2 protein-coding genes are annotated in these 2,300 nt (G+C 69.5%); one reads left to right on the plus strand and one right to left on the minus strand.

The features are described from left to right. Window positions 1-78: 78 nt before the first annotated feature. The gene (locus tag HY68_RS24230) at window positions 79-984 is read right to left on the minus strand and encodes a S1 family peptidase (RefSeq protein ID WP_107070123.1); all 906 of its coding nucleotides are present in this window, start codon (window positions 982-984) and stop codon (window positions 79-81) included. Window positions 985-1,668: 684 nt separating this feature from the next. Here HY68_RS24230 and wrbA point away from each other — a divergent pair. Continuing rightward, the gene (wrbA, locus tag HY68_RS24235) at window positions 1,669-2,286 is read left to right on the plus strand and encodes an NAD(P)H:quinone oxidoreductase (RefSeq protein ID WP_041992203.1); all 618 of its coding nucleotides are present in this window, start codon (window positions 1,669-1,671) and stop codon (window positions 2,284-2,286) included. Window positions 2,287-2,300: the final 14 nt, after the last annotated feature.

A 2,300-nucleotide genomic window follows, 5' to 3' on the forward strand; every position in this document is an offset into this window, starting at 1 on the left:
GGGCCGCGTCCGAGGACGCGGCCCGCCGGTATCAGTGGTGATGGGTGGAGCGGATGCTGCCTGACTGCTCAGCGGCGACTAGTAGACGCTGACCCCGTACACGCTGAGGGCCTCGGTCACCGGCTGGAAGAACGTGGTGCCGCCGGAGGAGCAGTTGCCGCTGCCGCCGGAGGTGGTGCCCAGCGCCACGCTGCCGGCGAAGAGCGGACCGCCGCTGTCGCCGGGCTCGGCGCAGACGTTGGTCTGGATGAGGCCGGAGACGGTGCCCTCGGCGTAGCGGACGCTGGCGTTCGTGGCCTGGACCGTGCCGGTGTGCACGCCCGAGGTCGAGCCGCTGCGGGTCACGCGCTGACCCACGGAGGCGTTGCCCGCCGACGTGATGTCCTGGTAGGAGCCGTTGTAGAGGGTGACACGGCCGTCGTTCGGCGCAGCCTGGCTGAGCCGGATGATGCCGTAGTCGTTGCCGGGGAAGCTGGAGCCCGCGGTGCTGCCGAGCACCGTGCTCTGCGACGAGTTGCTGTACCAGGTCGAGCCGATGTTGGTGCAGTGGCCCGCCGTCAGGGCGTAGTACGTGCTGCCGCTGCGGACGTTGAAGCCGAGCGAGCAGCGGCCGCCGCCGGTGTAGATGGCCGCGCCGCCGGCCAGCAGCTTGCTGAACTTGCCGGCGGTGTGCTTCACGGTGAGCTGTGAGGTGCTGGGGACGGAGCTCTTGATCTTCGCGATGGCCGCGTCGGAGACGGTGCTGTCGACGGTGACGACGACCTTGCCGGTCTTCGCGTCCGTGTACCAGGCCGTACCGGGGGCGGCGGAGGCGCTGACGGCGCTGCTCGTCGCGGCCAGCGTCGAGGCGCTTGCCGAGGGAGCGGTCTGGGCCATGGCGGTCGGGGCCGCAAGCGCGACAGCGGTCACCAGTCCGGATGCGACTGCGATGAGCCGGACTCGTCTGGAGAGCGTGTCGAGGGGGGTAAAGCGCTTGAAGGTCACAACATCCTCCATCAGTGGGGGAAACGCGCGGTCCGACGGGTGGGCGGGCCGCAGTGGCGCGATCGTTCGCGGCCATTCGGTTTTGGCCGTGAACCTGTCAATCGCACGGACTGAATCCTTGGGTCCGGTTGCTTCGATGGCAAGGCCGACTTCCGGACCTACGGCGGGAGTCAGCGCGCGTAGATCCCAAGTCGCGCCGAGAGCCGCCGTGTTGACAGCGACGGGTGGTGAACGCGTGACGCGCCAGTGAATTGCTGCAAAGTGCCCGGCGGCGGGAAAGTGACCTCCCGGTGGACGCCGACACCCCTGCCCAGCACGCGCGTTGAGTCCCCTCGTGATTCGGCCACGCGGCCGGGGCGTCGCAATCACACACGGCTCACCGAGGGTGTCCGCATCCTGACTCGGCGCGGTCGGGAATGGGTGTACGGGGCCGGTAGTGCGGCGCCGCAGGGATGGCGGCGGTCCGTTTGTGCGCCGTGTTACCGAATTGCGCCCGAGTGGATCATGGCTGGATCTCGGCAGTCGCGCGTCAACGCGGCGGAACCGGTGCGCATTCCGCCGCGGGGCGTGAGGGTGCTCACGGCGACGGCCGAGGGAAAGTGGTTTACCGTTAAACCAACATATTGGCACGTCATCGCCGTGCGCATGTCGTCATGCGCGTATCCGGCGCGGAAAGGCCCCACCATGAGTGACCCCGTAAAGCTCGCCGTCGTCTACTACTCGGCCACCGGAACCAACACCGAAGTGGCCAAGGTGCTGGCAGAGACCGCCGAGAAGGCCGGCGCCGAGGTGCGGGTACGCCGGGTCGCCGAGCTGGCCCCGCAGGCCGCCATCGACTCGAACCCGGCCTGGGCCGCCAACCACGCGGCGAGCGCCGACATCGCCGTCGCGACCCCCGAGGACATCGAGTGGGCGGACGCCGTGATCTTCGGCAGCCCCACCCGTTTCGGCAACATCTCCTCCCAGCTCAAGCAGTTCATCGACACGCTCGGCGGGCTGTGGGCGCAGGGCAAGCTGGCCGACAAGGTCTACTCGGGCTTCGTCTCCTCCGCGACCCGGCACGGCGGCCAGGAGTCCACGCTGCTCGCGCTCTACAACTCCTTCCACCACTTCGGCGGCATCGTCGTGGCCCCCGGCTACACGGACCCGGTGAAGTTCGCCGACGGCAACCCGTACGGCACCTCGCACATCGACGCCCAGGGCAACAACCCGGTCAACGACGAGACCCGTGACGCGGCCCGCGTCCAGGCCGACCGCGTCGTGCGCATCGCCCGGCAGCTGAAGGCGGGCGCGGCGGCCTGACCCGGCCGCAAGGC

The sequence above is a fragment of the Streptomyces sp. AcH 505 genome (genome assembly GCF_000818175.1).
Classification (GTDB): Bacteria; Actinomycetota; Actinomycetes; order Streptomycetales; family Streptomycetaceae; genus Streptomyces.